Source organism: Chromobacterium sp. Panama, from assembly GCF_003052555.1.
Lineage (GTDB): Bacteria > Pseudomonadota > Gammaproteobacteria > Burkholderiales > Chromobacteriaceae > Chromobacterium.
Window position 1 is genome coordinate 1,025,664 of sequence record NZ_QARX01000001.1, and the last position, 25,594, is coordinate 1,051,257.

The 25,594-nt window shown below is 64.8% G+C and carries 24 protein-coding genes; 7 read left to right on the top strand and 17 right to left on the bottom strand.

The window, feature by feature from the left end; all coding sequences use genetic code 11:
- Positions 1-19: 19 nt before the first annotated feature.
- Together bfr and DB032_RS04905 are read left to right on the top strand one after the other, a co-directional pair.
- Entirely contained in the window at positions 20-487 is a 468-nt protein-coding gene (gene bfr / locus DB032_RS04900; RefSeq protein WP_048412006.1) for a bacterioferritin, read from the top strand.
- A gap of 143 nt (positions 488-630) precedes the next feature.
- The gene (locus DB032_RS04905) at positions 631-1,563 is read left to right on the top strand and encodes a dihydroorotate oxidase (RefSeq protein WP_107801682.1); all 933 of its coding nucleotides are present in this window, start codon (positions 631-633) and stop codon (positions 1,561-1,563) included.
- Between the two features lie 36 nt (positions 1,564-1,599).
- Here DB032_RS04905 and ettA read toward each other — a convergent pair whose 3' ends face one another.
- From ettA to gpmI, 8 genes are all read right to left on the bottom strand, one after another.
- The gene (ettA, locus tag DB032_RS04910) at positions 1,600-3,267 is read right to left on the bottom strand and encodes an energy-dependent translational throttle protein EttA (RefSeq protein WP_107798490.1); all 1,668 of its coding nucleotides are present in this window, start codon (positions 3,265-3,267) and stop codon (positions 1,600-1,602) included.
- Between the two features lie 218 nt (positions 3,268-3,485).
- Positions 3,486-3,965, bottom strand: a complete 480-nt coding sequence (locus DB032_RS04915) for a DUF456 domain-containing protein (RefSeq protein ID WP_019100492.1) — start codon at positions 3,963-3,965, stop codon at positions 3,486-3,488.
- Positions 3,966-4,014: 49 nt separating this feature from the next.
- Positions 4,015-6,072 (bottom strand): polyphosphate kinase 1, encoded by a 2,058-nt coding sequence (ppk1, locus tag DB032_RS04920; protein ID WP_107798491.1) that lies wholly within the window; start codon positions 6,070-6,072, stop codon positions 4,015-4,017.
- Positions 6,073-6,143: 71 nt separating this feature from the next.
- Positions 6,144-6,416, bottom strand: coding sequence for an oxidative damage protection protein (locus DB032_RS04925; RefSeq protein ID WP_048409108.1), 273 nt, complete (start codon positions 6,414-6,416; stop codon positions 6,144-6,146).
- Between the two features lie 87 nt (positions 6,417-6,503).
- A complete protein-coding gene (gene argA, locus DB032_RS04930) occupies positions 6,504-7,808 on the bottom strand; it encodes an amino-acid N-acetyltransferase (protein ID WP_107798492.1) in 1,305 nt (434 codons plus the stop codon).
- 144 nt (positions 7,809-7,952) lie between these two features.
- Complete coding sequence (locus tag DB032_RS04935) at positions 7,953-9,395, bottom strand: S41 family peptidase (RefSeq protein ID WP_227104445.1); 1,443 nt, start codon at positions 9,393-9,395, stop codon at positions 7,953-7,955.
- Between the two features lie 27 nt (positions 9,396-9,422).
- Positions 9,423-10,751, bottom strand: a complete 1,329-nt coding sequence (locus DB032_RS04940; RefSeq protein WP_107798494.1) for a murein hydrolase activator EnvC — start codon at positions 10,749-10,751, stop codon at positions 9,423-9,425.
- Positions 10,752-10,851: 100 nt separating this feature from the next.
- Entirely contained in the window at positions 10,852-12,375 is a 1,524-nt protein-coding gene (gpmI, locus tag DB032_RS04945) for a 2,3-bisphosphoglycerate-independent phosphoglycerate mutase (protein ID WP_107798495.1), read from the bottom strand.
- Between the two features lie 103 nt (positions 12,376-12,478).
- Between gpmI and DB032_RS04950 the strand changes: the two genes are divergently transcribed.
- Positions 12,479-12,775 carry a helix-turn-helix transcriptional regulator gene (locus DB032_RS04950; protein WP_019100570.1) on the top strand — a complete coding sequence of 99 codons (297 nt, stop codon included), beginning with the start codon at positions 12,479-12,481 and terminating at the stop codon, positions 12,773-12,775.
- A gap of 125 nt (positions 12,776-12,900) precedes the next feature.
- On the opposite strand, the gene DB032_RS04955 is transcribed toward DB032_RS04950, so the two are convergent.
- The 3 genes from DB032_RS04955 to DB032_RS04965 all read right to left on the bottom strand — a co-directional run bounded on the left by DB032_RS04955 (position 12,901) and on the right by DB032_RS04965 (position 14,677).
- Complete coding sequence (locus DB032_RS04955; RefSeq protein ID WP_199225815.1) at positions 12,901-13,131, bottom strand: hypothetical protein; 231 nt, start codon at positions 13,129-13,131, stop codon at positions 12,901-12,903.
- Between the two features lie 149 nt (positions 13,132-13,280).
- Complete coding sequence (ubiA, locus tag DB032_RS04960) at positions 13,281-14,153, bottom strand: 4-hydroxybenzoate octaprenyltransferase (RefSeq protein ID WP_107798496.1); 873 nt, start codon at positions 14,151-14,153, stop codon at positions 13,281-13,283.
- Positions 14,150-14,677 carry a chorismate lyase gene (locus DB032_RS04965; RefSeq protein ID WP_227104441.1) on the bottom strand — a complete coding sequence of 176 codons (528 nt, stop codon included), beginning with the start codon at positions 14,675-14,677 and terminating at the stop codon, positions 14,150-14,152. Before DB032_RS04965 ends, ubiA begins: the two co-directional genes overlap by 4 nt.
- Before the next feature lie 133 nt (positions 14,678-14,810).
- On the opposite strand from DB032_RS04965, the gene DB032_RS04970 reads away from it, so the two are divergent.
- From DB032_RS04970 to DB032_RS04980, 3 genes are all read left to right on the top strand, one after another.
- On the top strand, positions 14,811-15,167 hold the full coding sequence (locus DB032_RS04970; RefSeq protein WP_107798498.1) for a CidA/LrgA family protein: 357 nt from the start codon (positions 14,811-14,813) through the stop codon (positions 15,165-15,167).
- Positions 15,160-15,876 carry an LrgB family protein gene (locus tag DB032_RS04975; protein WP_107798499.1) on the top strand — a complete coding sequence of 239 codons (717 nt, stop codon included), beginning with the start codon at positions 15,160-15,162 and terminating at the stop codon, positions 15,874-15,876. The genes DB032_RS04970 and DB032_RS04975 overlap by 8 nt, the downstream gene beginning before the upstream one ends.
- Before the next feature lie 111 nt (positions 15,877-15,987).
- On the top strand, positions 15,988-16,446 hold the full coding sequence (locus DB032_RS04980; protein ID WP_107798500.1) for a histidine phosphatase family protein: 459 nt from the start codon (positions 15,988-15,990) through the stop codon (positions 16,444-16,446).
- Positions 16,447-16,510: 64 nt separating this feature from the next.
- Here DB032_RS04980 and metE read toward each other — a convergent pair whose 3' ends face one another.
- Positions 16,511-18,883, bottom strand: a complete 2,373-nt coding sequence (gene metE, locus DB032_RS04985) for a 5-methyltetrahydropteroyltriglutamate--homocysteine S-methyltransferase (protein ID WP_370445187.1) — start codon at positions 18,881-18,883, stop codon at positions 16,511-16,513.
- An 11-nt stretch (positions 18,884-18,894) separates the two neighbouring features.
- Between metE and DB032_RS04990 the strand changes: the two genes are divergently transcribed.
- Positions 18,895-19,827, top strand: coding sequence for a LysR family transcriptional regulator (locus tag DB032_RS04990; RefSeq protein WP_199225816.1), 933 nt, complete (start codon positions 18,895-18,897; stop codon positions 19,825-19,827).
- A gap of 114 nt (positions 19,828-19,941) precedes the next feature.
- On the opposite strand, the gene DB032_RS04995 is transcribed toward DB032_RS04990, so the two are convergent.
- The 5 genes from DB032_RS04995 to glnA form a co-directional block, all read right to left on the bottom strand.
- Positions 19,942-20,682, bottom strand: a complete 741-nt coding sequence (locus DB032_RS04995) for an ABC transporter substrate-binding protein (protein WP_107798502.1) — start codon at positions 20,680-20,682, stop codon at positions 19,942-19,944.
- A gap of 29 nt (positions 20,683-20,711) precedes the next feature.
- The gene (gene ntrC / locus DB032_RS05000; protein ID WP_107801688.1) at positions 20,712-22,169 is read right to left on the bottom strand and encodes a nitrogen regulation protein NR(I); all 1,458 of its coding nucleotides are present in this window, start codon (positions 22,167-22,169) and stop codon (positions 20,712-20,714) included.
- Positions 22,170-22,241: 72 nt separating this feature from the next.
- Positions 22,242-23,294: a nitrogen regulation protein NR(II) gene (glnL, locus tag DB032_RS05005; protein WP_107798503.1), complete on the bottom strand. Its 1,053-nt coding sequence runs from the start codon at positions 23,292-23,294 to the stop codon at positions 22,242-22,244.
- A gap of 122 nt (positions 23,295-23,416) precedes the next feature.
- Positions 23,417-23,899, bottom strand: coding sequence for a DUF4124 domain-containing protein (locus DB032_RS05010; RefSeq protein WP_107798504.1), 483 nt, complete (start codon positions 23,897-23,899; stop codon positions 23,417-23,419).
- A gap of 111 nt (positions 23,900-24,010) precedes the next feature.
- Positions 24,011-25,429 (bottom strand): glutamate--ammonia ligase, encoded by a 1,419-nt coding sequence (glnA, locus tag DB032_RS05015; protein WP_107798505.1) that lies wholly within the window; start codon positions 25,427-25,429, stop codon positions 24,011-24,013.
- Between the last annotated feature and the right edge of the window lie 165 nt (positions 25,430-25,594).

A 25,594-nucleotide genomic window follows, 5' to 3' on the forward strand; every position in this document is an offset into this window, starting at 1 on the left:
AACAACAAGAGGTCGGTTTATGCAAGGTGATCCCAAAACCATCGAGTTGCTGAACGAACTGCTGGCGGAAGAATTGTCCGCCGCGGACCAGTATTTCATCCATGCCGAGATGTACAAGGATTTCGGCCTGCACAAGCTGTTCGAACGCATCGATCACGAGCGCGAGGACGAGCTGTCGCACGCGCGGGTGCTGATCGCCCGCACTCTGTTCCTGCAAGGCAAGCCGAACGTGGCCAAGCGCGTGCCCATCGTGGTGGGCGAGAACGTGCGGGCGATGCTGGCCAGCGATCTGGAAGTGGAATACCGCGTCGGCAATCTGCTGAAAAAAGTGGTGGCCCACTGTGAGAGCGTGCAGGACTACGTGACGCGCCAGGAACTGATGGTGCTGCTGGAAGAGACCGAGAACGACCATGCGCACTGGCTGGAGCAGCAGCTGCGCCTGATCGATATGGTGGGCGAGCAGAACTATATTCAGTCGCAAATGTAAGCCCCGAATATTTCTGTCTTGAAACGGCCGCCTTCCGGGCGGCCGTTTGTTTTGCGGCGGCCGCGCCGGTTTTGACTTGGCGCAGCATGGCCGGCGCGGCTTGCGTCTATCATCGCCGGCAGATGAATTCGCCGGAGGGCGCGATGACGCTGGATCTATCCGTTTCCTGGCTGGGCATGCAGATGGCCAGCCCCCTGTTCAACGCTTCCGGCGTCCATTGCCGCACCAGGGAGGAACTGGAGCAGCTGCGCCGCTCCGCCGCCGGCGCGGTGGTGACCAAGAGCTGCACGCTGGAGCCGCGCGCCGGCAATCCCGAGCCGCGCTACCGGCGCACCGCGCTGGGCAGCATCAATTCCATGGGCCTGCCCAACGAGGGCTACCGCTATTACCTGGACTACGCCCAGGCTTACGACGACGCCAAGCCGCTGTTTCTGTCCGTGTCCGGCATGACGCTGGACGACACCCTGACCATCCTGACCGAACTGGCGGCGCTGAAGCTGCCCTGCCTGCCGGAGGTGAACCTGTCCTGCCCCAATCTGCCGGGCAAGCCGCAGCTGGGCTATGACTTCGCCGCCAGCGCCGAGGCTCTGGCGGCGATCAGCCGGGTGTACGCGCGGCCGTTCGGCGTCAAGCTGCCGCCGTATTTCGATCCGGCGCACTTCGCCGCCATGGCCGCGGTGTTGAACGCCTTCCCGCTGCTGCGCTTCGTCACCTGCATCAACTCGGTGGGCAACGGCCTGGTGATCGATCTGGACAGCGAGTCCGCGGTGATCAAGCCCAAGGGCGGGCTGGGCGGCTTGGGCGGCGACTACGTGTTGCCGACGGCGCTGGCCAATGTGCGCGAGTTCGCCCTGCTGCTGGCCGACAAGCATGTGATAGGCTGCGGCGGGGTGAAGAGCGGGGCGGAGGCCTTCATGCACATCCTGGCCGGAGCCGCCGCGGTGCAGGTGGGCACCTGCCTGCACGAGGAGGGCGTCAGCGCCTTCGATCGCATCGAGGCGGAGCTGGCCGCCATCATGCAGGCCAAGGGCTACCAGCGGCTGGATGAGTTCCGCGGGCGGCTGAAGACGCTGTGAGCGCATGAAAAAAGCCCGGAGAACCCGGGCTTTGTTTTAGCGGCTGATCGGCTTGTAGCGGATGCGCTTGGGCTTGGCGGCTTCCTCGCCCAGGCGTTTCTTCTTGTCGGCCTCGTATTCCTGATAGTTGCCGTCGAAGAAGGTCCATTGCGATTCGCCTTCCGCCGCCAGGATGTGGGTGGCGATACGGTCCAGGAACCAGCGGTCGTGGGAGATCACGAACACGGTGCCGGCGTATTCCAGCAAGGCGTCTTCCAGCGCGCGCAAGGTTTCCACGTCCAGGTCGTTGGACGGTTCGTCCAGCAGCAGCACATTGCCGCCCTGGAGCAGGGTTTTGGCCAGGTGCAGGCGGCCGCGTTCGCCGCCGGAGAGCATGCCCACCTTTTTCTGCTGATCGGCGCCCTTGAAGTTGAAGCGGCCGAGGTAGGCGCGGCTGGACATCTCGAACTTGCCCACGGTGAGGATGTCGGCGCCGGCGGCCACGTCCTCGAACACGGTCTTGTCGCCGTCCAGGCCCTCGCGGGTCTGCTCGACAAAGGCCATCTGCACGGTCTGGCCGATCTTGACCTCGCCGCTGTCCGGCTGTTCCTTGCCGGCAATCATCTTGAACAGCGTCGATTTACCGGCGCCGTTGGGGCCGATGATGCCGACGATGGCGCCCGGCGGGGCCTTGAAGCTGAGATTGTCGATCAGCAGGCGGTCGCCGAAGCCCTTGGACACGCCGTTGAACTCGATCACCTCATTGCCCAGGCGCTCGGCCACCGGGATGAAGATTTCCTGGGTTTCGTTGCGCTTCTGGGTTTCGTAGCTGGACAGTTCCTCGAAGCGGGCCAGACGCGCCTTGGATTTGGCCTGGCGGCCTTTCGGGTTCTGGCGCACCCATTCCAGTTCCTGCTTCATCGCCTTCATGCGCGCGCCTTCGCTCTTGGATTCCTGCGCCAGGCGGGCTTCCTTCTGCTCCAGCCAGCTGGAGTAATTGCCTTTCCACGGGATGCCTTCGCCGCGGTCCAGTTCCAGAATCCATTCGGCGGCGTTGTCCAGGAAGTAGCGGTCGTGGGTGACGGCCACCACGGTGCCGGGGAAGCGCACCAGGAATTGCTCCAGCCATTCCACCGATTCCGCGTCCAGGTGGTTGGTGGGTTCGTCCAGCAGCAGCATGTCGGGCTTGGACAGCAGCAGCTTGCACAGCGCCACGCGGCGCTTCTCGCCGCCGGACAGCGGGGCGATCTTGGCGTCCCACGGCGGCAGGCGCAGCGCGTCGGCGGCGATTTCCAGCTGGTGTTCTACGTTGTCGTTGGCGCCGGCGGCGATGATGGCTTCCAGCTTGGCCTGTTCTTCGGCCAGCGCGTCGAAGTCGGCGTCCGGGTCGGCGTAGGCGGCGTAGACCTCTTCCAGGCGCTTTTGCGCGCCCATCACGTCGCCCATGCCGCTTTCCACTTCCTCGCGCACGGTTTTTTCAGGGTCCAGCTGCGGTTCCTGCGGCAGGTAGCCGATCTTGACTCCGGCCAGGTGCTGCACCTCGCCTTCGTATTCCTTGTCCGCGCCGGCCATGATGCGCAGCACGGTGGATTTACCGGCGCCGTTCAGGCCCAGCAGGCCGATCTTGGCGCCGGGGAAGAAGGACAGGGAGATGTCCTTGATGATCTGGCGCTTGGGCGGAACGATCTTGCTCACGCGGAGCATGGACATTACATATTGTGCCATCGGTATTCACGCTGGATTGAAGGGGATAAACCGGGATTCTACCAAATCCCCCGGTGTAGAGCCTGTTCAAAGTCTCGCGAGCAAGGGCGAGACAAGGCGAAAACGGGGGAAGAAGCGGAATGTACATACGGTACATGAGCATTCTGAAGCCGGTTTCAACGCCGTATCGCCGAAGCGCAGTAGACTTTGAATAGGTTCTTAGGTCAGTCGCGCGGCCGCTAGAACAGTAGCGCCAGCGCCGCCGTCGCCAGCATGGCGAAGGCGCAGGCCACCTTGGCCACCGCGCCGACGATGAAGCCGATAAAGGTGCCGATGCCGACCTTGCCGGCCTGGAAGGCGTCCTTGCGGGCGATGAACTCGCCGATGACGGCGCCGACCAGCGGGCCGAGCAGCACGCCGGCCAGTCCGAAGAACATGCCGACGATGCCGCCGATGAAGGCGCCCCACAGCGCCTGGCTGCTGGCGCCGCTGGCCTTGGCGCCCAGCAGGCCGGCGAAGAAGTCAATCACCAGGCCCAGCGCGGTGAGCAGGGCCATGATGATCAGGCTGATCGCGCCCAGATGGTTGAAGTTGTCCAGCCAGGCGGCCAGCAGCAGGCCGCCGAACATCAGCGGCAGGCCGGGGATGATGGGCAGCATGGTGCCGGCCAGGCCGGCGACGATGAGCAGGGCGGCAAGACTGTAGCCGGCGATTTCCATGGGGGTCCTTGCGGGAGAACGCGCCCGCGGCCTGGCCGCGGGCCGGGTGTCAGCGGGTGTACTCTTCCAGCAATTGCAGTTGCGCGCAGTGCGGCTTGCCGCGGGAGGTGCGGCGTTTGTAGCTGCCGTCCGGCAGCATGTCCCAGGCGTTGACGTTGTCGTCCAGATAGAGACGCAGCGCTTCCTTGATCACCCGGCGCTTGAGTTTGACGTCGACGATGGGCACGCAGGTTTCGATGCGGCGGAAGAAGTTGCGGCCCATCCAGTCGGCGCTGGCGATCAGCAGGTCTTCCTTGCGGTCGTTGTGGAAGTAGAACACGCGCGGGTGTTCCAGGAAGCGGCCGACGATGGAGCGCACGACGATGTTGTCGGACAGCCCCGGCACGCCGGGTCGCAGCGCGCACACGCCGCGCACGATCAGCTGGATCTTGACCCCGGCCTGGCTGGCGCGGTACAGCGCGTGAATCACCTGGCTTTCCAGCAGGGCGTTCATCTTGGCGATGATCTGCGCCGGCTTGCCGGCCTGGGCGTGGGCGATTTCGCGGTCTATCGCCTCCATCACCATGCTGTGCAGGGTGAACGGGCTCTGGAACAGCAGCTTGAGCTGGCTGGCGCGGCCCAGGCCGGTCAGCTGCACGAAGATGTCGTTGACGTCGCTGGCGATCTGCTCATTGCAGGTCAGCAGGCCGAAGTCGGTGTAGAGGCGGGCGGTGCGCGGGTGGTAGTTGCCGGTGCCCAGATGCACGTAGCGGCGCAGGCCGTGTTCCTCGCGGCGCACCACCATCAGCATCTTGGCGTGCACTTTGTAGCCGATCACGCCGTAGACCACGTGGGCGCCGGCGTCTTCCAGCCGGCTGGCCCAGCCGATATTGGCTTCCTCGTCGAAGCGGGCCATCAATTCCACCACCACGGTCACCTGTTTGCCGGCGCGGGCGGCGGCGATCAGCGATTCCATCAGCACCGAGTCGGTGCCGGTGCGGTACACCGTCATCTTGATGGCCACCACGTGCGGATCGGACGCGGCCAGCGTCAGCATGTCTATCACCGGCTGGAAGCTCTGGAAGGGGTGATGCAGCAGGATGTCGCCTTTGCGGATGGCGTCGAACAGCGGCGTTTTCTTGCGCAGCATTTCCGGCAGCGTGGGGATGAAGGGCGTGAACTTCAGATCCGGCCGGTCCACCAGGTCCGGCACCTGCATCAGCCGCACCAGATTGACCGGGCCGTTGACGCGGTAGACGTCGCGCGGCTTGAGGTTGAACTGGGTCAGCAGGAATTCTTCCATGTGCGCCGGGCAGGTGTCGGCGATCTCCAGCCGCACCGCGTCGCCGAACTGGCGCTGGCGCAACTCGCCTTGCAAGGCGGTGCGCAGGTTTTTCACTTCCTCGTCTTCCACCGTCAGCTCGCTGTCGCGGGTGACGCGGAATTGGTAGCAGCCCTTGACCGCCATGCCGCTGAACAGCTCGTGCACGTGCGAGTGCAGGATGGAGGACAGGAAGACGAAGGTGTGGCGGTGGCCGTCGCTGACGTCCGCCGGCAGCTTGATCACCCGCGGCAGGATGCGCGGCGCCTGGACGATGGCGATGCCGGAGGCGCGGCCGAAGGCGTCGCGGCCTTCCAGCTCCACCGCGAAGTTCAAGGATTTGTTCAGCACCTTGGGGAAGGGGTGGGACGGGTCCAGACCTATCGGGGTCAGGATGGGCATCAGTTCGCGGAAGAAGAAATCCCGCACCCATTGCTGCTGAGCCGGACTCCATTCATTGCGGCGCAGGAAGATGATGTTTTCCTCGCGCAGCGCCGGGAACAGCACTTCGCTCATCACCGCGTACTGGTCGCGCACCAATTGGTGGGCGGCGGTGGCCACCTTGGCCAGCGCCTGTTCCGGCGTGGAGCCGTCGGCCAGGATGCGCTCCGGGGTGGCCTCGGCGGTTTCCTGCAGCCAGGCCACGCGCACTTCGAAGAACTCGTCCATGTTGGAGGACACGATGCACAGGAATTTCAGCCGTTCCAGCAGCGGCAGGTTGGCGTCTTCCGCCTGGGCCAGCACGCGGCGGTTGAATTCGAGCAGGCCAAGTTCGCGGTTGATCAGCAGGTCTTGCGTGTGTGACATACGGGGTTCAAGCCAACAGTGGAGAGTTCAGGGAAAAACAAAGCCCTCGCTTGGAGGGCTGGGCATGGCGATTAGTTCTGCGGCGGAGTATAGCCGGCGGGAGCGTCGGCGCCGTCGCCGAAGAAATAGGCTTCCAGCTGCGCGGCCAGATACTGGCGGGCGCGGGCGTCGGCCAGGCTCAGGCGGTTTTCGTTGATCAGCATGGTCTGATAGCGCAGCCAGCCTTGCCAGGCTTCCTTGGACACGTTCTCAAACACTCGCTTGCCCAGTTCGCCCGGCAGCGGTGGGAAGTCGAGGGCCTCGGCTTCGCGGCCCAGCTTGACGCAATTGACGGTTCTGCTCATGGCGCAATCCTTAAAATATCGGAAAAAGGTTAATTCAATATTGTGTCACAGAGATGAAACGCTTCCAACCTCGACGCGGCCCTAGGCTTACAAGACCTTGACGAAAACCTTGGAGCGGCGCTGATAGTTGTAGAACTGCTGCCGCGCCAGCGGCAACGCGCTCTTGTCCGCCTCGGCGAAGCCGCGCTCGACAAACCAGTGCGCGGTCTGGGTGGTGAGCACGAACAGCGATTGCAGGCCCTGGGTGCGCGCCTGGTATTCCACATGTTTGAGCAGCATCTCGCCGAAGCCGCCGTCGCGCTTGTCCTGAGCCACCGCCAGGCAGGCCAGTTCGGCGGTGCCGGAGTCGGGGAAGGAGTGCATGGCCACGCAGCCGTAGATCTTGCCGTCGTGTTCCAGCACCGAGTATTCGCCGATCTCCACTTCCAGGTGTTCGCGGCTGCGCTTGACCAGCACGCCTTGTTCTTCCAGCGGCTGGATCAGGCCGATGATGTCGCCGATGTCTTCGATGCTGGCGTTGCGCACCCTCACCAGCGGATCGCGGGCGATCATGGTGCCGTTGCCGCCGCGGGTGAAGTGTTCCACCAGCAAGGCGCCGTCGGCGTGGCGGCTGATCAAGTGGGCGCGCGGGATGCCTTCGCGGGTGGCGCGGATGGCGTAGGGCAGGTAGGCGCTGACGTCTTCCTGCAGCCGGCCGGAGGCCAGCAGATCCTCGGCCTGCTGCGCGGTCAGCGTGCTGATCAGTTCCTCGTCCAGCATCACGCCGCGTTGCTCGATCACGAAGATCAGCTTTTCCGCCTTCAAGGTGATGGCGACATGGGTGGCCAGTTCTTCCATGGTCAGGTTGAAGGCCTCGCCGGTCAGCGAGTAGCCGATGGGCGACAGCAGCACCAGCTCGCCGTGGTCTAGGCGGGCGCGGATGGCGGCGCCGTCGGCGCGGCGCACCTGGCCGGTGTATTGCATGTCCACGCCGTCCAGCACGCCCAGCGGCTGGGCGGTGACGAAGTTGCCGCCGGCCACGCGCAGGTGGGCGCCGTGCATCGGCGAATTGGGCATGCCCATGGACAGCAGCGCTTCGATGTCGCAGCGGGTGGCGCCGGCCGCCTGCTTGACCACATCCATGGTGGCGGCGTCGGTGACGCGGCGGTCGCGGTGGAACAGGCGGGCGATGCCGTGTCGTTTCAGCAGGCCCTCGATCTGCGGGCGGATGCCGTGCACCAGCACGATGCGCACGCCCAGGCTGACCAAGAGGTTGATGTCCTGGGCCAGGCTGGCGAATTCGCCGTCCTGCAGGGTTTCTCCGCTGACGGCCAGCACGAAGGTCTTGCCGCGGTAGGCGTTGATATAGGGGGCGGCTTCGCGAAAGGAAAGCACGAATTCGCGGGTAAGCATGGGGTCAGCGGCTCCGGCCGGAAAACTAGGGTTGAGCCGGATAGCGTAGCAGGAATGACGGTGTTTTGCAGGAGGACAATAGCGGGCGCGCATGAAAAACGCCCCTGGAAAAACCAGGGGCGCGCGATGGCTGCCGTCGCGGGATCAGCTGCCTTTTTTCTGCAGGATTTGCTGCACCTTGAGAATGTTCAGCGCCTGCGACAGCTGGTTGTCGTTCTTGGGGTTGGGATCGCGCGGACCGAACTGGCTCTTTTCTTCCGGCTTGGCCTTGTCCTTGCCGTCATCCGGCTTGGCCGGGGCCGGCTGGGGGGCCGGAGCGGGAGCCGGCTTGACGCTGCTCTTGGACGCCGGCTTGTCCTCGCCGTTGGGGTTGGCCAAGTGGTTTTCCAGATCGGCTTCGCGCACGCGGATGGCTTGTTCCGCCGCTGTCAGCGTGCCGTCCTCCACCACCACGTCGGGCACGATGCCCTTGGCCTGGATCGAGCGGCCGTTGGGCGTGAAGTAGCGGGCGGTGGTCAGCTTGATACCGCCGGCGTTGCCCAGCGGCATGATGGATTGCACCGAGCCCTTGCCGAAGGTCTGGGTGCCCACCAGCACCGCGCGCTTGTGGTCTTGCAGCGCGCCGGCGACGATTTCCGACGCCGAGGCGGAGCCGCCGTTGACCAGCACCACCAGCGGCACGTTGCGGGCTTCCACCGGCAGGCGGGCCAGCGGGTCGCTGCCGTTCGGACGCGCGTAGTTCTGCAGATTGGCGGTCAAGCGCATCTTGGCGTCGGGCGTGCGGCCTTCGGTGTAGACCACCAGCTGGTTCTTGGCGAGGAAGGCGGCGGATACGCCGACCGCGCCGTTGAGCAGTCCGCCCGGATCGTCGCGCAGGTCCAGCACCAGGCCTTTCAGCCCCTGCTTGTTTTCCTTGTAAAGCGCCTGCACGCCGGCGGCCAGGTCCTCGGAGGTGTGCTCCTGGAACTGGGTGATGCGCACATAGCCGAAGTCCGGCTCCAACAGCTTGTATTTGACGCTCTTGGTCTTGATCACTGCGCGCGCCAGCGTGAACACCAGCGGTTTGGTCTCGGTCTTGCGGGCGATGGTCAGCGTGACCTTGGTGCCCGGCTTGCCGCGCATTTTCTTCACCGCGTCGGTCAGGGACAGGCCGCGCACCGGGGTGTCGTCGATCTTGATGATCAGGTCGCCGCTCTTGATGCCCGCCTTCTGCGCCGGCGTGTCCTCGATAGGGGACACCACCTTGACCAGGCCGTCCTCGGCGCCGATCTCGATGCCCAGGCCGCCGAATTCGCCCTGGGTGCCTTCCTTGAGTTCCTTGAAGGCCTCCGGGTCCATGTAGTCGGAGTGCGGGTCCAGACCGGTCAGCATGCCCTTGATGGCGGCGGTGATCAGCTTCTTGTCTTCCACCGGGTCGACGTAGTCCTGCTTGATGCGGCCAAACACTTCGGCGAAGGTGCGCAGCTCGCTCAGCGGCAGAGGGGATTCGCCCTTGTCGGCAAAGGCTTGCATGCTCAGCGTCAGCACGCCGCCGGCCATGGCGCCGGCCACTAGCCAGGCAATCTTCTTCATTCTTTGGCTGCTCATGTTTGTTATCTGTCTCCGTTGCCTGGCTTAGCGCGCCCAGGCTTGCGGGTTTAGGGGTCGTCCCATGTGTCGGATTTCAAAGTACAGGCCGGATTCGCCGCTGTCCAGTGTTCCTGTGTTGCCGATCGTGTCGCCGGCCTTGACGCTGCTGCCCACGGATTTGCCTATCACCGATAGTCCGGTATAGACCGTCATGTAATTGCCGCCGTGATCGACCAGAACGGCGTTGCCGAAACCGCGCAGTTGATCGGCGAACACCACGGTGCCGTCGGCCACGCTGCGCACCGGGGTGCCGTTGGCGGTCTGGATGAACAGGCCTTTCCAGCTGACGCCTTGCTGACGCGGCTTGCCGAAGCGGCCGACCAATTGTCCGGCCACCGGCATTTTCATCCGCCCCTGCAGGCTGACGAAGGCGCGGCCGGCGGCGCTGTCGTCGGCCACGTCGGTGATGGCTTCCTCTTTCACCGTGACCGTCTGCTTGGCTTCCTCCGGCACCGGCTTGCCTTGTTTCTTGGCGTTTTCCGCCAGCTTGCGGCGGCGTTCGTTTTCCTTGCGCGCGGCTTCGCGGGCGGCGGCCAGCCTGGCCTTGCGTTCTTCCGCCGCCTTGCGCGCGATCTCGGCGCGGCGACGCTGGATTTCCTTGTTGATCTGGGCGATCAGGCCGGTCAGGCGTTTTTCGTTTTCCTGCAACTGGCTGAGTTTGCTCTGTCCCGTCTTGATCTCGCCGGTGACCTTGTTGAGTTCTTGCTGCTGGCTGGCCTTGTCCTGCTGCAGCGAGCTCTTTTCCTGGCTCTTGCGGTCCGACAGCGAGTTGAGCCGCGCCAGTTCCTGCTCCAGCTGGAAGGACAGCGCTTCCAACTCGTGCTGATGGGTGATCAGCTGGGCCACCAATTGCTGCTGGGCGCGGGCGATGTGCTGATAGTAGGCGAGGTCGCGCGCGCTCTGATTGGGGTCGTTCGCGTTCATCATCAGCTTCATCGCGTCGTGCTGGCCGCTCTTGTACTGGCGCGCCAGCATCAGGGCCACGCGCTGGCGCACCGCGGCCAGGCTGTTGCGGCTGGCGTTGATCTGGGCGCGCAGCGCTTCGAGCTGCTGTTCCGAGCTGCTTTGTTTCTTTTCCAGCTTCACCAGCGCCTGGCTGGTCTGGCTAATGGCTTGTTCCGATTCCTTGATCGCCGATTGGGCTTCTTTTTGCACCGCCTGTTTCTGGGCGATGTCTTTTTTCAGGGTGTCGATTTCCTTGCGCACCGATTTGAGATCTTGCTGGTGCGGGGCGGTGGACAGCGCGGCGGAGGCCGGAGGCGCGGCGTGGCTGCTTCCGGCGATCAAGGCCGCCATCAGGACATAGGGTTTCATGGCCGGGAGTATGCTTTCTGCTTGGGCCGCGGGCCGGACGCCCCGTCCTCGAGCGAGGGGTCCGGCTCCTTGACGCCGGCGGGGCCGGCGGCGGCGGGTCTTATTGGAGTTCGATCAGCGATTGACCGGTCATCTCCGCTGGTTGTTCCAGGCCCATCATCGCCAGCAGCGACGGCGCGATGTCGCGCAGCGAGCCGCCGGCGCGAATCCGGGCCGGACGGCCGACGTAGAGAAAGGGCACCGGGCTCAGCGTGTGCTGGGTGTGCGGCTGGTGGTGTTCGGCGTCGTACATCTGTTCGCAATTGCCGTGGTCGGCGGTGATCAGCACCTCGCCGCCGGCGGCGCGCATCGCCTCCACGCAGCGGCCGACGCAGCCGTCCAGCGCTTCCACCGCCTTGACCGCGGCGTCGAAGATGCCGCTGTGGCCCACCATGTCGCCGTTGGCGTAATTGCAGATGATGGCCTGATATTGGCCGGAGGCGATGGCGGCGACGATTTTGTCCGTGACTTCGCCTGCGTTCATTTCCGGCTGCAGGTCGTAAGTGGCCACCTTGGGCGATGGCACCAGGATGCGGTCTTCGCCGGGATAGACCTGCTCCTCGCCGCCGTTGAAGAAGTAGGTGACGTGCGGGTATTTCTCGGTTTCGGCGATGCGCAGCTGTTTCAGGCCTTGGCTGGCCAGGTATTCGCCGAAGCCGTTGCTGATTTTCTGCGGCGGATAGGCGATGGACAGGCGGCTGTAGGCTTCGCCGTAGGAGGTCAGGGTGACGAAGTCGGCGAACTTGGGCTGGCGCGCCTTGAAGCCGTCGAAGGCCGGGTCGGTCAGCGCGCTGACCAATTGGCGCGCGCGGTCGGCGCGGAAATTCATGAACACCACGACGTCGCCGTCGCGCATCCGGGCGCTCTCGCCGATGGCGGTGGCCTTGACGAACTCGTCGTTCTCGTCGCGGGCGTAGGCCGCTTCCAGCGCTTCCAGGCCGTTGCGGGCGTGGAACAGGCCTTCGCCTTCCACCAGCAGCCGGTAAGCCGGCTCCAGGCGTTCCCAGCGTTTGTCGCGGTCCATCGCCCAGTAGCGGCCGGTCACGGACGCCAGGCGCGCGGCCGGGCATTCCGCCAGCACCGCGTCCAGCCGTTCCAGATAGGTCTTGGCGCTGCGCGGCGGGGTGTCGCGGCCGTCCAGGAAGGCGTGCACGTGGATGCGCGCGACGCCGGCGGCCTGGGCCGCGCGGATCAGCGAGTGAATGTGGTTTTCATGGCTGTGAACGCCGCCGTCGGACAGCAGGCCCATGATGTGCAGCGTCGCGTCCTTGGCTTTGGCGATGCCGGAGACCAGAGCGGGATTGGCGGCGAAGCGGCCGTCTTCGATGTCGCAGTCTATGCGGCTGATGTCCTGTTGCACCACGCGGCCGGCGCCGATGTTGAGGTGGCCCACTTCGGAATTGCCGAACTGGCCGGAGGGCAGGCCGACGAAGTTTTCCGAGGCGTTGATGGTGCCGTAGGGGAAGGTCTGGCGCAGACGGTTCCAATTAGGCATCGAGGCATGAAGAATTGCGTTGTCATCGCCTTCAGTGCGATGGCCAAAACCGTCGAGAATCAACAACAACACCGGTTTGATGGATTTCATGGCATTCACATTCTGAATATTAGAAAATCTTGATGGTATTGGATTTAGTGTAGTATTGTACCGCAGTCAGACTAAATAAAATGACTCTACAGGGAGAGAAGCCTTGCTGTTCAACGATGACCAGATCGAGCAGACCTCGAGGGCGATGAAGGCCATGTCGCACCCGCTGCGTTTGAAGATCATATCGGTGCTGGAAGACCAGGAAGTGAGCGTGCAGGATATAGTCGAGCAGGTGGGCACGTCGCAGAGCAATATTTCTCAGCATTTGGCCATTATGCGCGACAAGGGCGTGTTGCGCACGCGTAAGGACGCCAACCGCGTTTATTACCGCGTCGGCGACATCCGCACGCTGGAAGTCTTGAAGATGATGCGCGAGGTGTTCTGTGGCTTCGGCGAATAATTCTCCGCCCGGCTGACGCCCGCCGCCGGCCTCCGGCCGGCCTTTGATCGTACCCGGATATGAAAACGCCGCGGCGCATGGCGAGCCGCGGCGTTTTTGCGTCGGGCCCTCGGCCCGGCGATCAATTACTTGGCGGCGGAAGCCGCTTTGTGTTCAGCTTTCTTTCCCGAATGCTTGTGGCCGGATTTCTTGTGGTGCGCGGCGCCCGAAGCATGTTTCTTGTGGTGCTTTTTGCCGGCCTGCTTGTGTTCGGCCTTATGCTCCATTTTCTTTTCGGCGGCGGGCGCGGACGCCGGGGAGGCGGCCAGGGCGCTAGTGGCGAAAGCAGCGGCGATCAGAGCGGAAATCAGTTTCATGATATGTCCTTTCTTGTGTGAAGCCGGTGGTGCATGTCGGCTGCAATTCCAAGTGGGTGGAATATGCCTTCTCTGGGATTGAACCCTTCTCGAAAAGTTCACAGGAATTCACAAAGTATCGCTGCGCCGCAAAATGATGACATTGGGTTTTACGGCAGCCAGTAGCTGAGCGCTACGCCGACGAGGATGGCCGCGCCTACGCGATTATTGTCGAGAAAGGCTTTGAAGCAGGCGGCGCGGTCGCGTTCCCGGATGTCCTGATATTGCTTGGCCATCAAGACGACGGCCACGAGCAAGGACAGATAAAAAGGCCAGGCCAGCGCCAGATGCAGGCCGATGCCGGTCATCAGCGCGAGGAAGACGGCGTGGAACAGCATGATGGCCAGCACATCGTAGTCGCCGAAGGTGATCGCCGAGGTCTTGATGCCGATCTTGAGATCGTCCGGCTTGTCGCTGATCGCGTAGGCGGTGTCGTAAGCCAGCGTCCAGCTGGCGTTGGCCAGCAAGAGCAGCCAGGCCAGCGCCGGCACCTCGCCGGTCTGGGCGGCGAAGGCCATCGGGATGCCGAAGGAGAAGGCCAGGCCCAGATAGGCTTGCGGCACCGGGAAGAAGCGCTTGGTGAACGGATAGCTGGCGGCGATGAACAGCGCCGGCACGCTCAAGAGCAGGGTCAGGCCGTTCAGCGGCAGGATCAGCAGCAGCGACAGCAAGGCCAGGCCGGCGGCCAGCAGCAAGGCCTCCTTCTTGCCGACCGCGCCGCGGGCGAACGGCCGTTGCCGGGTGCGCGCCACGTGGCCGTCGAAGTCGCGATCCGCGTAGTCGTTGATCACGCAGCCGGCCGAGCGCATCAGAAAGGTGCCGACGACGAAGATCAGCACGATCAGCGGGTCGGGCCGGCCCTGGCCGGCGATCAGCAGCGCCCACAGCGTAGGCCACAGCAGCAGGAAAGTGCCGATGGGCTTGTCCATGCGCATCAGTTGCATGTAAACCGTCAAACGTTCATTGAGGCGGGTGGCGTTCATCGCAGGAAATTCTCCAGCTCCGGCAAAAAGAGTTCGCAAACCAGCAAGGGCGCCTGCCGCAGCAGAAAGCGGCAGCGCCGCGCCGGGTAGCTGGCGTGCGGGCTGAGTCGGGCCGCCGGCGCGAACAGCGGATGATCGGCGGCGATGAGGCGGTAGCGCAGCGGGTCGCGGAGCAAATCGGGCAGACCGCCGAACAATGTCAGACCCAGCGAGCGGCTGCCGCGGTCTAGAATGGGCTGCCAGGCCGCGCAGTCCAGACGGGTGACACTGCGGGCGAACACCACCGGGGTGTCGTCCAGGGTCAGCGCCACTTCGCGGGCCTGCAGCGGCGCGCCGGCGGCCAGGCCGAGCGGCTGCGCCTCGTCTTCCAGGCAGGCGTCGGGGCCTTGCCGCAGCACGCGCACGGCGAAGCGGCGGCCGGTGCTTTGCAGCCGTTCGGTCAGCGAGCCGGCTTCGGTGAGACAGGATTGCGCGGCGGCGGACAGCGCCGGCGGTTCCGGCAGCCAGATTGGGGGATTGGGCATGGCGCGCATTATGCCAAAGCCGGCGGGGGCTTGTCCCGCCCCTTCTGCGACGCGACGCGCGCCCATCTGTCTATCCCCAAGCGCAAGCCGGCGGATTATCATGGCGTCATCAAGGGGAAGGAGGAATGATCGCATGATGGAGACTGCGCTGTGGCTGCTGGGCTATCAATTGGCGGGGGAGGTCTTGTCGCGCGGTTTGGGCGTGCCGGTGCCGGGACCGGTTCTGGGCATGCTGCTGCTGTTCGTCACCTTGTGCGCCCGCCGCGGGGTGCCGGCGACGCTGCAGACCCATGCGCCGCGTTTTCTGGCGCATATGTCCTTGCTGTTCATCCCGGCCGGCGGCGCGGTGCTGGCGTATCAAGCCTTGCTGGCCGATTACGGCGCGCGCCTGGCGGCGGTGCTGGTCTTGTCGACCTTGATCACCTTGCTGGTGCCGGGGCTGGCCTTGCATTGGATGCTGGCGCGGCGGCGAGGAGGCGGGCATGACTAGCTTCGGCGTATTGTCCGCGTTGAGGGAGTCGCCGCTGACCGGGGTGTTCATCACGCTGCTGGCTTACCGGCTGGCCTTGGGGTTTAATCGCCGTTGCCGCGGCCATCCGCTGTCCAACCCGGTCTTGATCGGGGTGTTGCTGGTGCTGGGCTGGCTATTGCTGACGCGCACCGATTACCGGCAGTACATGCAGGGCGCGCAGTGGATACAGATGTTGCTGGGGCCGGCGACGGTGGCTTTGGCGGTGCCCTTGTACGGCAATCTGAGCCGGCTCAAGCGCGCGGCCGGGCCGCTGGCGCTGAGCATCGCCTTGGGCGGCGTCACCGGCGTCGTCAGCGCCGTGGGCCTGGGCTGGCTGTTCGGCTTGCCGCGCGAGGTTTTGCTGTCGCTGAGCACGCGGGCGGCGACCACGCCGATCGCGATGAGCGTGTCGCAAAGCATAGGCGGGGTGCCGGAGTTGGCGGCGATGTGCGTGATCCTGTCCGGCGTTTTCGGCGCGGTGGCGGCGCGGCCCTTGTTCAACGGTCTGCGCCTGCGCGACGATATGGCGCTGGGCGTAGCCACCGGCATTTCCGCGCACGGGATTGGAACGGCGCGGGTGTTTCAGCTGTCGGAGACTGCGGGCGCCTTCGCCGGCCTGGCGATGGGCTTGAACGGGGTGCTCACCGCCTTGCTGGTGCCCTTGCTGCTGGCGCTGTTCCCGTTGTAGCGCGCCGGCGGTTTTCATTTCGCAGTCGCGCCAAGCCGCGCATCCCGCCCTGGGCGGGTGCCCGACTTGGCTCGCTTGCGCCGAATTAAAAATATTTGACGAGGGGTGTGTATGGATTTGATTTTGTGGCGCCACGCCGAGGCCGAGGACGGCTCCGATGATCTGGCTCGCGCGCTGACGCGGCGCGGACAGCAGCAGGCCAGCCAGATGGCGTCCTGGCTGCGGGTGCGCCTGCCGCGCGATTATCTGCTGCTGGCCTCGGAGGCCAAGCGTTCGCAGCAGACGGCGGCCTTGCTGGCGAAAAGCTTTCAGACCTTGCCGGCGCTGAACCCGACGGCGTCGCCGGAGGAGGTGCTGGAGGCGATAGGCTGGCCGGAGACGGACCGCACCGTGGTGCTGGTCGGCCATCAGCCCTATATCGGCTGGCTGGCGTCCAGCCTGTTGTCCGAGCAGCAGCAGTTGTGGAGCGTGAAGAAGGGCTCGATCTGGTGGTTGAGCCACCGCGAGCGCCACGGCATAGAGCAGACGCGTTTGAAGGCGATGATGACGCCGGGCATGTTGCAGCCTTGAGTCGGAACGAAAAAAGGCCCCTCGATCGAGGGGCCTTTTCTATTGTGCCGGCAGATTGAACGCTTCAAACGACGGCGTCGGCCTCCTGCGCCAGACGCCGGCGCAGCGTCTTGCTGACCTTGACCATGCTGGAGAGCGCGGCTTCCACCTCGGGCCAGCCACGGGTTTTCAGGCCGCAGTCGGGGTTGACCCACAGTTTTTCCGGCTCGATCACCTGTAGCGCCTTTTCCAGCAGCTGCTGGATTTCGGCTTCCGGCGGCACCCGCGGGCTGTGGATGTCGTAGACGCCGGGGCCGATGGCGTTGGGATAGCGGAAGTGGCCGAAGTCCTGCAACAACTCCATGTCCGAACGCGAGGTTTCGATGGTGATCACATCGGCGTCCAGCGCGGCGATGGCCGGCAGGATGTCGCCGAACTCCGAATAGCACATATGGGTGTGGATCTGGGTGGCGTCGGCCACGCCGTGGCAAGACAGCCGGAAGGCCTCGCCGGCCCAATCCAGATAGGCGGCGCGATCGGCGCGCTTCAGCGGCAGGCCTTCGCGGATGGCCGGTTCGTCGATCTGGATCACGCGGATGCCGGCGGTCTCCAGGTCGCGCACCTCGTCGTTCAGCGCCAGGGCGATCTGGCGGCAGACTTCGCCGCGCGGCAGGTCGTCGCGGACAAAGCTCCATTGCAGGATGGTGACCGGGCCGGTCAGCATGCCCTTGACCGGACGCGGGGTCAGGCTTTGCGCGTACTCCGCCCATTCCACGGTCATTGCTTGCGGCCGCGCCACGTCGCCGAACAAAATGGGCGGCTTCACGCAGCGGCTGCCGTAGCTTTGCACCCAGCCGCCCGCGGTGAACACGAAGCCGGACAATTGCTCGCCGAAGTACTCCACCATATCGTTGCGCTCGGCCTCGCCGTGCACCAGCACGTCGATGTCCAAAGCCTCCTGACGGCGGATCGCCAGCTCGATTTCCTGCTGCATCGCCTGGCGGTAGGCGTCGGCGGACAGCTCGCCGCGTTTGAAGGCGGCGCGAGCGCCGCGGATGGAGGCCGTCTGCGGGAAGGACCCTATGGTGGTGGTGGGCAGCAGCGGCAGCTTCAGCCAGGCTTGCTGCGCGGCGGCGCGCGCCGGATAGGCGCTGTGGCGGCGGTCGGCGTCGGCCGGCAGCGTGGCCAGGCGCTGTTGGACTTCGGGGCGGTGGATCAGCGGGCTGGCGGCGCGCTGCTGACGGGCGTAGTCGCTGCCGGCCAATTCATTGGCGATGGCTTCGCGGCCTTGCTCCACGCCGCGTTTCAGCACTTTCAGCTCATTGAGTTTTTGCACCGCGAAGGCGAGCCAGGTTTTGACGTCGACGTCGAGCTGGGTTTCCGCGGCCAGGTCGAAGGGCGCGTGCAGCAGCGAGCAGCTGGGGGCGATCCACAGACGCTCGCCCAGATCGGCGGCCAAGGGTTGCAGGCTGGCCAGCACGCGGGACAGATCGGCGCGCCAGATATTGCGTCCGTCGATGACGCCGGCGGACAGCACCTTGTCCTGCGGCCAGCCGTCGGCGAAGGCCGCCAGTTGCAGCGGCGCGCGCACCAGGTCCAGGTGCAGGCCGGCCACCGGCAAGCGTTGCAGCAGCTCGGCGTGTTCGGCGACGCTGCCGTAGTAAGTCGCCAGCAGCAGGTTCAAGGAACCGTCCTGCAATTGCCGGTAGGCGGGCTCGAAGGCGGCCAGCCATTCCGGCGGCAGGTCCAGCGCCAGGATGGGCTCGTCGATCTGCACCCATTCCACCTTGGCCGCCGCCAGCGCGGCCAGCACGTCGCGATAAGCCTGCAGCAGGGCGGGCAGCAAGGACAGCCTGTCCAGGCCGGCGTGCTTGGCCTTGCCCAGCCACAGCAGCGACAGCGGTCCCAGCAGCACCGGCTTGGCGCGCAGGCCCAGGGCCTGGGCTTCGCGCACTTGCGCCAGCAGGCGCTCCGGCTGCGCCTGGAAGGCGGTGTCCTCATGCCATTCCGGCACCAGGTAGTGGTAGTTGGTGTCGAACCATTTGGTCATTTCCAGCGCCGGCTGGCCGGCGTTGCCGCGCGCCAGTTGGAAATATTGCTCGGTGCTCAGCCGGGCGGCGTCGAAGCCGAAGCGCGGCGGAATAGCTCCCACCAGCAGCTGCGCGTCCAGCACGTGGTCGTACAGGGAGAAGTCGCCGACCGGGGACAGTTCCACGCCGGCGCCTTTTTGCAGCAGCCAGTGGCGCTGGCGCAGTTCGCGCGCGCCGCTCAGCAGCGCGGCTTCGTCGATTTCGTTTTTCCAGTAGTTTTCCAGCAGGGTCTTCAGTTCGCGCTTGGCGCCGATGTGGGGAAAGCCGAGCAGGTGCAGGGTGGTCATGGCGGACTCCTTGGTTCGTGATGTCCCTAGCATTGCGCAAGCTGTTGTATGATACAAACTCATTATTTTGCCAGTTAACATGAAATGAATTCATGATGAGCTTTTTGGAGATCCGACATCTGCGCACCCTGCTGGCGCTGGCCGAAACCGGCAGCGTGTCTTTGGCGGCCAGCCGCCTGTTCCTGACCCAGTCCGCGCTCTCGCACCAGTTGAAACAATTGGAGCAGGGCTATGGCATGAGCTTGTTCGAGCGCAAGACCCAGCCGCTGCGCTTCACCGCCGCCGGCGAGCGGCTGCTGGCGCTGGCGCACGACCTGAACGCCCGGGTGGCGTCGGCGGAGCGCGATCTGGCGCGGCTGCGCCAGGGGGAGGCCGGCGAGTTGCGGGTGGCGGTGGAGTGCCATACCTGCTTCGACTGGCTGATGCCGGCGATGGACGCATTCCGCCAGCATTGGCCGGGCGTTGAACTGGACATCGTGTCCGGCTTCCACACCGATCCGGTCAGCCTGCTGCTGAGCCATCGCGCCGATCTGGCCATCGTGTCGGAGGCGGAGCCGCAGGCAGGCGTCGATTACCAGCCGCTGTTCGCTTATGAGATGGTGGGCATCGTGGCGCGGGATCACCCGCTGGCGAACAAGCGCTGCTGGCTGGCGGAGGACTTCGCCGGGGAAACGCTGATCCATTACCCGGTGCCGGACGAGATGCTGGATCTGGTGCGCAAGGTTTTGCGTCCGGCGGGCGTCAACCCGGCGCGGCGCAGCAGCGAGCTGACCATCGCCATCATCCAGCTGGTGGCCAGCCGCCGCGGGGTGGCGGCCTTGCCCTACTGGGCGGTCAAACCCTATCTGGAGCGCGGCTACGTGGTGGCGCGGCCGATAGGCGAGAGCGGTTTGAGCAGCGAGTTGTACGCGGCGGTGCGCAGCGACGACGGCGGCCTCGCCTATATGCAGGATTTTCTGGTCACGGTGAGAGAGCAGAGCTTCGCCACCTTGCCGGGGCTGACGCCGCTGGGCGCGGCCGCCTGACTGGGAAGCGGTTTACGATCGGCTGCGCGCCGTCTGCGACATGCTCATGCGCCACGAGTAGATTCCGCTTTCTCCGCTGGTCTCGCCCTTGCTCACGAGACTGTGAACCGGCTCTTAGGGCAGGTCCAATTGCCGGCGCAGCGACGGCAATTGATTCCAGACGCAGCGCATGCGTTCCGGATGCGCCTGGCCGTAAGCCTTGCCGAACACCAGATAGCTGTTTTCGGTCTTCAGCGGCGGCAGCAGCTTTTTCATGCGCAGCTGCGGGTGTTGCGCCAGGTAAGCGTCGCCGCCGGGTTCGTGCATGGCGAAGGCGGCGATGCGGCCCGCCTGCAGCTTGGCGAAATTTTCTTCCAGATCGGCGCCGGCCTCGGTGGGAATCCGGCGGGCTTTCAATACGCGGATGACCGACCAGCCGCGATTGACGCCGACGCTGTCGTCCTCGGGCAGGTCCAGCCGGTGGCCGTCCCAACGCAGTGTTGAAGTTTGCGGAACGTAGAGCACGTAGGACAGCGCGGTCAGCCTCAGCCGGCTGTCCGCCAGCTCGCCGCGCATCGGATAGAGCATCTGCTTGGCGCGGTCAGTCTGGAAGGAGAGCATGGCGGCGGCGTCGGCCTGGTTCAGCGCCAGGCTGCGCAGCAGGCGTCGCGCCGGCAGCTGTTGGAACTGGGCGTGCAGGCCGCAGTGTTCCGCCGCTTGCCGGGCGAGGTCGATGACGGGGCCGGACAGTTGCGAGGAGGTCTGTTGGATGAAGGGCGCCGGTTCGGCGCTGCCGACGACGATGCGCAGGACGGGAGCGGCGTGGACCCACCCGCCGGCCAGCAGGGTGAGCAGCGCCAGCGCGGATTTGGACATGGGCGGGTCCTTGCGGAATGATCATGGATTCATTTTATGAGTCCGAGATCGGCCTTGTCATGGCTTTCATCGGCATGGGCTTCCAAACCCAGTTCCTGGATCTTGCGGGTCAGGGTGTTGCGGCCCCAGCCCAGAAGGTGGGCGGCCTCCACTTTGCGGCCGCCGGTATGGGTCAGGCCGCTGCGGATGCAGCTGGTTTCGAAGCGCCGGGTCAGCTCGTCGATGATGCCGGCCTCACCGGCGCGCAGGCGGCGGCTGACCTCTTCGGCCAGCAGCTGCGGCCAGTCAAGCTGTCCCGCTTCCGCGCCGCCGGCATGGCGCGCGCCGGCGGCCGGGTCGCGCAGTTCCTGCGGCAGATCGGCCACTTCCACGGTCTGGCCGGGCGCCATCACGCTGATCCACTGGCACAGGTTTTCCAGTTCGCGGACATTGCCGGAGAACAGGCTGTGCTTGACCACGTCCATGGCGGCGTCGCTGAGCCGCTTGGGTTCCACGCCCAGCTGGGTGGCGCTCTTGGCCAGGAAGTGGCGGGCCAGCAGCGGGATGTCCTCGCGCCGTTCGCGCAGCGGCGGCAGCCGCAGGCGGATTACGTTCAGGCGGTGGTAGAGGTCTTCGCGGAACTGGCCGTCGCGCACGCGCTGTTCCAGGTTTTGATGCGTGGCGGCGATGACGCGGACATTGGCCTTGATCGGGGTGTGGCCGCCGACGCGGTAGAAGTGCCCGTCGGACAGCACGCGCAGCAGCCGGGTTTGCAGCTCGGTGGGCATGTCGCCGATCTCGTCCAGGAACAGGGTGCCGCCCTCGGCCTCCTCGAAGCGGCCGCGACGGGTGGCTTGCGCGCCGGTGAACGCGCCTTTTTCATGGCCGAACAGTTCCGACTCCAGCAAGTCCTTGGGAATGGCGGCGGTGTTCAGCGCGATGAAGGGTTTGCCCGCGCGCACCGAGTGGCGGTGCAGGGCCTCGGCCACGCGCTCCTTGCCGGTGCCGGATTCGCCGGTGATCAGCACGGTGACGTTGGACTGGGACAGCCGGCCGATGGCGCGGAACACGTCCTGCATCGCCGGCGCCTGGCCCAGCAGCACCGGCATCGCTTCCGGATGATCGCTGACCGCGATGTCCGGCCGGCTTTCCGCCAGCGCGCGCTCGATCAGCAGCACCGCCTGATCGACGTCGAAGGGTTTGGGCAGGTATTCGAAGGCGCCGCCCTGGAAGGCCGCCACCGCGGAATCCAGGTCGGAGTGCGCGGTCATGATGATGACGGGCAGCGTCGGGTGCTCGGACTTGACCTTGGACAGGAATTTCAGCCCGTCGGTGCCCGGCATGCGGATGTCCGAAATGATGACTTGCGGGGCGCGGTCGTAGAGCGCGTTCAGCGCGTCGTCGGCGCTGGCGAAGCTGTCGAAGCCGATGCCGGCGCGCCCCAGCGCCTTTTCCAGCACCCAGCGTATCGCCTTGTCGTCGTCAATAATCCATACCGCTTGGTTCATCGCGAAATCCTTGTGCTCGGCGCCGCCGGCGTGAGCGGGCGGCGGCAATGTGTTTGGGGTGGACGGGGCCGCTCAATCCGTGGCGAAAGGCAAGGTCACGGTGAAGCAGGTCTGTCCCGGCCGGGAGTCGAATTCGATATTGCCGCCGTGCTGGTGGACGAAGGCCTGGGCCAGGGTCAGTCCCAGGCCGGTGCCTTCGGCGCGGCCGGTGACCAGCGGGTAGAAAATATGGTCCTTGATCTCGTCGGGGATGCCGGGACCGTCGTCGATGATCTGCAATTTCAATGCCAGGGTGTGGCGCTTGCGCGCCAGCGTCACCTGGCGCGCCACCCGGGTGCGCAGAATCAATTGGCCGCGGCCCTTCATCGCCTGAACGGCGTTCTTGACGATGTTGAGCGCCACCTGGATCAGCTGTTCCTTGTCGGCCACCAGCTGGGGCAGGCTGGTGTCGTAGTCGCGGCGAATCTGCAGGCCCTGCGGATATTCGGCCAGCGCGATGCTGCGCACGCGTTCCAGCACTTCGTGGATATTGATCTCGCCGCGCACATGGCTGCGGTGCGGCGCCAGCAGCCGGTCGACCAGCGATTGCAGCCGCAGCGCCTCCTCCTTGATCACCGCGGTGTATTCCTTCAGCTCCGGGCGGTCCAGCAACTCGTGCTCCAGCAATTGCGCCGCGCCGCGGATGCCGCCCAGCGGGTTCTTGATCTCATGCGCCAGGTTGCGGATCAGCTCCCGATTGGCCTGGTGTTGCAGCAGCAGCCGTTCCTCGTTGGCGATCTTCAACTGCTGATCCAGCGGCCGCAATTCGATCAGCGCGAGTCCGCCGTCCGCGTCCACCGGCGCCACCGACAGCGCGATGTGCAGCGCCTGCTCGCTGTGCTGCGGGATCAGTTCCAGATCGTGCTCGATGAAGCTGGCGTTGTGGCGCAGCGCGGTGGACAGCGCCTGGCGCAGCGCCGGGCAGGGCTGGAACAGATCGAACAGGCTGTGGCGGCGCAGCTCGCGGCTGCCCAGCGCCAGCAGGTTCTCGCATGCGGGATTGACGAAATGCAGCGCGCCGTCGGCGTCGACGATCAGCACGGGGGTGTCCAGCAGTTCTAGTCCGGCAAAGCTGGTCGGCGGCATGGTGCGGTGTGTCCTGTAGGCTGAGGCGGAGGGCTTGCGCAGGCTGAGCAAAATTCGGGCCATGCCCGCGCGCCCGGGAATGGCCCATTTCTTTTCAGTATGCACCATGATGGTGCGTCAAACTAGTTCTGCCCCAGCTCGCGACGCAAGGCTTCCACGTTTTTCTGGCGGTCGGTGACTTCGTCCTGCAGCTTCTGCACCCGGTTCAGGTATTTCTGGTAATTGCGGGTTTCGTCGCCGTTGCGCGTGGCCTTGCCGTCGGTCAGCGCTTTTTCCGCCTCGCTCAGCGCTTTTTGCTCATTGGCCAGCTCCTGTTCCAGGATCTTGCGGCGGCCGTTGTCGCGCTGCTTCTGGGTGCCGGGATCGACGCTGGGGTAGCTGCCGGAGGGCTTGGCGTCTCCGTTGCCGCCGCTGCTATTGGCGGGGGAGGCGCTTTTCTTGTGCTGGCTGGGATAGGAGGAGAGCGGGTTGAGCCGGATCGCCTGCGCGCCGCGTATCGGCACATTGGTGAAAGTGACGTTGCCGTCTTTGTCCACGTACTTGTAAACGGTGGCGTGAGCGGAGGCGCTCAGCAACAGCAAGAGACAAAGCGATAGAGTTTTCATGGGCGGCGTGTCGAGTTCCGGGTTTCAGCTCTGCAATGATATGCAAATCCGCCGGACAAGTCATATATGAAAACGGCAGCCCGGAGGCTGCCGTTTTTCCATGCGCCGGTATTACAGCGAGTAATACATCGCGAATTCCACCGGATGGGTGGTCATGCGGGTCAGGTTGACCTCCTGCATCTTCAGCTCGATGTAGGCGTCGATCCAGTCATTGGAGAACACGCCGCCGCGGGTCAGGAACTCGCGGTCCTTGTCCAGAGCGGCCAGCGCCTCGTCCAGGCTGGCGCACACGGTCGGGATCAGCTTGTCTTCTTCCGGCGGCAAATCGTACAGGTTCTTGTCCGCGGCGTCGCCCGGGTGGATCTTGTTCTGGATGCCGTCCAGGCCGGCCATCAGCAGAGCGGAGAAGCACAGATAGGGGTTGGCCAAGGGGTCCGGGAAGCGCGCTTCGATGCGGCGGCCTTTGGGGCTGGCCACATGCGGAATGCGGATGGACGCGGAGCGGTTCTTGGCGGAGTAGGCCAGCTTCACCGGCGCTTCATAGTGCGGCACCAGGCGTTTGTAAGAGTTGGTGCCCGGGTTGGTGATCGCGTTCAGCGCCTTGGCGTGCTTGATGATGCCGCCGATGTAGTAGAGCGCGGTTTCGGACAGGCCGGCGTAGCCGTCGCCGGCGAACAGGTTCTTGCCGTCCTTCCAGATGGACTGGTGCACGTGCATGCCGGAGCCGTTGTCGCCGACGATGGGCTTGGGCATGAAGGTGGCGGTCTTGCCGTAGCTGTGGGCCACGTTGTGCACCACGTATTTCAGGATCTGGGTCCAGTCCGCGCGCTGGGTCAGGGTGCTGAACCTGGTGCCGATCTCGTTCTGGCCGGCGGTGGCCACTTCGTGGTGGTGCACTTCCACCGGGATGCCCAGCTCTTCGAGCAGCAGCACCATGGCGGAGCGGATGTCCTGCGAGGAATCCACCGGCGGCACCGGGAAGTAACCGCCCTTGATGCCCGGGCGGTGGCCCATATTGCCGCCTTCGAACTCTTCGGCGGACGCCCAGGCGGCTTCTTCGGCCTTGATCTTGACGAAGCAGCCGGACATGTCTGTGCCCCAGGTCACGCTGTCGAAGATGAAGAATTCCGGTTCCGGGCCGAAATAGGCGGTGTCGCCCAGGCCGGAAGCCTTAAGATAGGCTTCGGCGCGTTTGGCGATGGAGCGCGGGTCGCGGTCGTAGCCCTTGCCGTCGGCCGGATCGATCACATCGCAGTGCAGGAAGACGGTGGGTTCGTCGTAGAACGGGTCGATGCGGGCGGTGGCCGGGTCGGCCATCAACAGCATGTCGGATGCCTGGATGCCTTTCCAGCCCGCGATCGAGGAACCGTCGAAAGCGTGGCCGTGTTCGAACCATGCGTCCGGATCGTCCAGCAGCACATGGGCCGGAATCGACACGTGTTGTTCTTTGCCGCGGGTATCGGTAAAGCGCAGGTCGATGAACTTGACATCATTTTCGGTAATCAGCTTGACTACGTCTGCAACCGCCATGGTTTTCTCCTGAAAGGCTACATGCATCATGTGCGAATGAGTGGATGGCAGGCTCTTAAGCATTAAGCGTGCCAGCTATGAAATCGCTGAGATTCCATTGTGTCATAGCCCAAAACCGGGCGCTAGCGGAGTTGAATGAACCAGGGTGGTGCCTGGATTCGGCTT

Bases quoted from the DNA above. Each gene is read 5' to 3' on its own strand.
- DB032_RS04940 (WP_107798494.1), bottom strand. From the start codon at position 10,751: ATGAAACCCTATGTCCTGATGGCGGCCTTGATCGCCGGAAGCAGCCAC.
- DB032_RS04975 (WP_107798499.1), top strand. From the start codon at position 15,160: ATGACTAGCTTCGGCGTATTGTCCGCGTTGAGGGAGTCGCCGCTGACC.
- argA (WP_107798492.1), bottom strand. From the start codon at position 7,808: ATGCTTACCCGCGAATTCGTGCTTTCCTTTCGCGAAGCCGCCCCCTAT.
- DB032_RS04915 (WP_019100492.1), bottom strand. From the start codon at position 3,965: ATGGAAATCGCCGGCTACAGTCTTGCCGCCCTGCTCATCGTCGCCGGC.
- bfr (WP_048412006.1), top strand. From the start codon at position 20: ATGCAAGGTGATCCCAAAACCATCGAGTTGCTGAACGAACTGCTGGCG.
- ettA (WP_107798490.1), bottom strand. From the start codon at position 3,267: ATGGCACAATATGTAATGTCCATGCTCCGCGTGAGCAAGATCGTTCCG.
- DB032_RS04990 (WP_199225816.1), top strand. From the start codon at position 18,895: ATGATGAGCTTTTTGGAGATCCGACATCTGCGCACCCTGCTGGCGCTG.
- DB032_RS04925 (WP_048409108.1), bottom strand. From the start codon at position 6,416: ATGAGCAGAACCGTCAATTGCGTCAAGCTGGGCCGCGAAGCCGAGGCC.
- glnL (WP_107798503.1), bottom strand. From the start codon at position 23,294: ATGCCGCCGACCAGCTTTGCCGGACTAGAACTGCTGGACACCCCCGTG.
- ntrC (WP_107801688.1), bottom strand. From the start codon at position 22,169: ATGAACCAAGCGGTATGGATTATTGACGACGACAAGGCGATACGCTGG.
- DB032_RS04935 (WP_227104445.1), bottom strand. From the start codon at position 9,395: ATGAGCAGCCAAAGAATGAAGAAGATTGCCTGGCTAGTGGCCGGCGCC.
- DB032_RS04965 (WP_227104441.1), bottom strand. From the start codon at position 14,677: ATGCCCAATCCCCCAATCTGGCTGCCGGAACCGCCGGCGCTGTCCGCC.
- ppk1 (WP_107798491.1), bottom strand. From the start codon at position 6,072: ATGTCACACACGCAAGACCTGCTGATCAACCGCGAACTTGGCCTGCTC.
- ubiA (WP_107798496.1), bottom strand. From the start codon at position 14,153: ATGAACGCCACCCGCCTCAATGAACGTTTGACGGTTTACATGCAACTG.
- metE (WP_370445187.1), bottom strand. From the start codon at position 18,883: ATGTTAACTGGCAAAATAATGAGTTTGTATCATACAACAGCTTGCGCA.
- DB032_RS04955 (WP_199225815.1), bottom strand. From the start codon at position 13,131: ATGAAACTGATTTCCGCTCTGATCGCCGCTGCTTTCGCCACTAGCGCC.
- gpmI (WP_107798495.1), bottom strand. From the start codon at position 12,375: ATGAAATCCATCAAACCGGTGTTGTTGTTGATTCTCGACGGTTTTGGC.
- glnA (WP_107798505.1), bottom strand. From the start codon at position 25,429: ATGGCGGTTGCAGACGTAGTCAAGCTGATTACCGAAAATGATGTCAAG.
- DB032_RS05010 (WP_107798504.1), bottom strand. From the start codon at position 23,899: ATGAAAACTCTATCGCTTTGTCTCTTGCTGTTGCTGAGCGCCTCCGCT.
- DB032_RS04995 (WP_107798502.1), bottom strand. From the start codon at position 20,682: ATGTCCAAATCCGCGCTGGCGCTGCTCACCCTGCTGGCCGGCGGGTGG.
- DB032_RS04905 (WP_107801682.1), top strand. From the start codon at position 631: ATGACGCTGGATCTATCCGTTTCCTGGCTGGGCATGCAGATGGCCAGC.
- DB032_RS04980 (WP_107798500.1), top strand. From the start codon at position 15,988: ATGGATTTGATTTTGTGGCGCCACGCCGAGGCCGAGGACGGCTCCGAT.
- DB032_RS04970 (WP_107798498.1), top strand. From the start codon at position 14,811: ATGATGGAGACTGCGCTGTGGCTGCTGGGCTATCAATTGGCGGGGGAG.